The organism is Zavarzinella formosa DSM 19928, assembly GCF_000255705.1.
GTDB lineage: Bacteria > Planctomycetota > Planctomycetia > Gemmatales > Gemmataceae > Zavarzinella > Zavarzinella formosa.
This window is the reverse complement of the sequence record NZ_JH636455.1, coordinates 81,988-85,258: the sequence shown is the minus strand read 5'-3', so window position 1 is coordinate 85,258 and position 3,271 is coordinate 81,988. Positions and strand designations below refer to the sequence as shown.

The 3,271-nt window shown below is 64.9% G+C and carries 2 protein-coding genes and 1 pseudogene; 2 read left to right on the top strand and 1 reads right to left on the bottom strand.

All coding sequences use genetic code 11. The features are described 5' to 3' along the window. On the top strand, window positions 1-1,793 hold a 1,793-nt coding region (locus tag BGIM_RS56355; RefSeq protein ID WP_020476372.1), incomplete at its 5' end, for a cyanophycin metabolism-associated ABC transporter. Between the two features lie 16 nt (window positions 1,794-1,809). Further along, complete coding sequence (locus BGIM_RS0146300) at window positions 1,810-2,280, top strand: cyanophycin metabolism-associated DUF1854 family protein (protein WP_020476371.1); 471 nt, start codon at window positions 1,810-1,812, stop codon at window positions 2,278-2,280. A gap of 63 nt (window positions 2,281-2,343) precedes the next feature. Here BGIM_RS0146300 and BGIM_RS56350 read toward each other — a convergent pair. Next, window positions 2,344-3,271, bottom strand: a pseudogene (locus BGIM_RS56350) (cyanophycin synthetase); the annotation flags it as partial.

Here is a 3,271-nt window from a genome sequence, read left to right as displayed (position 1 = left end):
CCGGACGGTGCCCGGCCTGCCATCCCGCCGCCCGCCGGGCCGGCGCGTTCCTGCTCCGGCTACTCGGCTTCACCCGCGCGCACCGCCGGATGTTCTTCCTCGTCTTCCTCTTGACGCTGGCCAGCACCGGCGCCGGGCTTGTTCCCCCTTATCTGACCAAGCCGTTGCTTGATGACATCCTCATCCCGCGTCAGTCAGGGAAAGAGGTCGAGTTTCGGTGGGTTTACGTCTACTTGGGCGCCTTGGTCGGAGCCGCCGCCTTGTCTTGGTTGCTCGACTGGGCGCGGGCTTACGTTTCGGCTCGGGCGAGCGAGCGCGTGGCGGCCGACTTGCGGCAGCGGACTTACGCCCACCTGCAAACACTGTCGTTGGATTACTTCGGCAGCAAGCGGACCGGCGACCTGATGTCCCGGATTTCGACGGACACCAACCAACTGTGCAATTTCCTGTCCAGTCATCTGGTCGATTTCGCGTCCGACGTGCTGATGATCGTCCTGACGGCGGTGATCCTCATCCTCATCGACCCGTGGCTGGCGTTGGCCACGCTGGCCCCGTTCCCGGTCATTATCTGGCTGACCGTCCGGCTGCGGGCCAAGTTTTTCCACGGGTATCAGGCCAGCAACCGGGCTTGGGCGGACATGCTGAGCGTTCTGGCCGACACAATTCCCGGAGTCCGGGTGGTCAAGGCATTCGCCCAAGAGGACCGGGAGGTGGAGCGGTTCGCTGCCCAAAACCAGCGGGTGCTTGCGGCCAACGACCGGAACAACTTCACCTGGAGCATGTACGGCAACATGGTGACGTTCCTGACAACGCTGGGACTGCTGACCGTCTGGGGATTCGCCGCCTGGCGCGTGTATTACGGCTTCATCACGGTCGGCGTGTTGACCGCCTTTTTGGCCTACATCACACGCTTCTACAGCCGGACCGAGGCCCTGCTCCGGGTGGCCACTCACTTCCAGCGGGCGGCGGCCAGCGCCGGTCGGCTTTTCGAGGTAATCGACCAGTCCGCGGGAGTGCCGGAACCAGTCAAGCCGGTCGAACCGGGCCGGTTGGCCGGACAGGTGGAAGTCCGGGGGGCGCGGTTCCGATACACTGCCCGCGACGTTTTGCACGGGATCGACTTGACCGTCCGGCCCGGAGAACTGATCGGGCTTGTCGGGCACAGCGGGGCCGGAAAAACCACCTTGGTGAACCTGATCTGCCGCTTCTTCGACCCGACCGCCGGGGCTGTCCTTGTGGACGGCGTGGACGTCCGGGCTTATCCGGTGTCCGCTTACCGGCGAAACATTGGCATCGTCCTGCAAGATCCGTTCCTCTTCTTCGGGACCGTTGCGGAGAACATCGCCTACGGCCGACCGGACGCCACGCGAGACGAGATCGTGGCGGCGGCGAGGGCGGCCCGCGCCCACGAGTTCATTCTGCGGATGCCCGACGGATACGATTCGCTCATCGGGGAGCGCGGTCAATCTCTGTCGGGCGGGGAGCGGCAGAGGCTCTCCATCGCCCGCGCCCTGCTGATCGACCCGGCCATCCTGATTTTGGACGAGGCCACGTCAGCAGTGGACACCCAGACCGAGCGGGAGATTCAAGCCGCCTTGGAGGCGCTGACCAAGAACCGAACCACGATCGCCATCGCCCACCGGCTCAGCACCCTGCGACGCGCCGACCGGATCGTGGTCCTGGAGCGGGGGGCCATTGTCGAGGCCGGGACGCACGACGAACTGCTGGCTCGCGACGGCCGATACGCCGCCCTTCACCGCGCCCAAGCCACGCCGGCGGCGCTGACTGGTTAACCGAGGACTTTTGCCGATGACCGAGTTCGACTTCTGGCTGGAATCCGACCCGCGTGGCCGACTTGTGCTGGCGCTGCCCGACGGCACTCAACACGTCGGCGCGGAGCCGGTGCGGGCATTTCCGATCACCGATCCGGGCGGGCCGGTTTCGTTCCTCGGGGAAGACGGCCGGGAACTGTTTGTCGTTCCGCGTCTGGACGCTTTGCGCCAACCCTTGCGATCCCGGCTTGAGGCGGAGTTGACCCAACGGCACTTCCTGCCTGTGATCAATCGCGTTGTCCGGGTGACGGGGGGAGCCGAAGCGACCGAATGGGAAGTCGAAACCGACCGGGGGCCAATTCGGTTTCGCGTGACCGGCGAAGAGCATATCTGTCGGCTGCCCAGCGGACACATCCTGATCACCGACTCGAACGCCCGCCGGTATTTGGTTCCGAACCTAAACTCGCTGCCAGTGGAAAGTCGACGGCAACTGGCCCGATTCTTGTGACATCGAAATGAATGCCACCGATTCAGAATCGGGGCACATAACCCGCGATTTGTTGCGAGAACACTACTTCCATTCAAACGTGCGAAGCCCGTCGCGGATACAATCCGGCGAGACACCGAGCCGCCATGCAGCCGCAACCCCGGCGAGCGCCGCTTCGACTGGCAAATGACCGTTCCGAACCGCCGGGATGTCGGCGGCGCTGACAAGGCCCGTCTCATCCGGACCCTCAGCCAACATGAGCATCCCGTCGCGGACGAACGCAACTGGCCCGTTGGCCCGTCGGTGTGACATCAACACTTCCATCGCCTCATCTGCCGCAAAAAGCAACGCTCTCTGCGGCAATTTGGTGGCAATCGCTGCGATTTGCGGACTGATCCCGTCAAGGATTACGCAACCGCTTGATTTGGTGGCCGCCGAAACGACTTGCCGAATGCCCGCGTCCCAGGCTCCGACGACCGAGCCGATCATCACTGTCACGTCGGCCTGATCGAATCCGAGTCCTTCTTCCTCAATCGACCGAGGACTGACCTCTAGGACGGCCACTTGGGTTCGGCGGTTGGCCAGGACCGAGCGGGCACCCCCGGCTGTCGCGGCATCGTGGGAGTCGGCTAGCCGGCCGTTAAGAAGCAACCCGTCTCGGCAGGCCAGCCCGGCAAATCGGCCACCGGCGCGGCATAACCATGCGATCAATCGGGCAACCACAGATCCGCCAGCCACGGCCACGACCGGAATTCGGCCGGTTTCTTCATTCGGAAACAGGGCGTCCACAACGGCCGCCCCGACATCCCGAGGCCGGCCGGCCGACGGCTCCAAGTGCATGCGCAGGCCGGGTCCGGCGTTCACCTCGACGACCGCCCCTCGCTGGTCTTCCAAGGGCTGCCCGCAATCCTCGCACACGACATCCACCCCGGCCACGTCCAGACCGAGCGCCCCGGCCGCCGCCACTGCCTGGGCGGCGACGGCCGGGTGAACTTGTTCAGTGACATCGGTC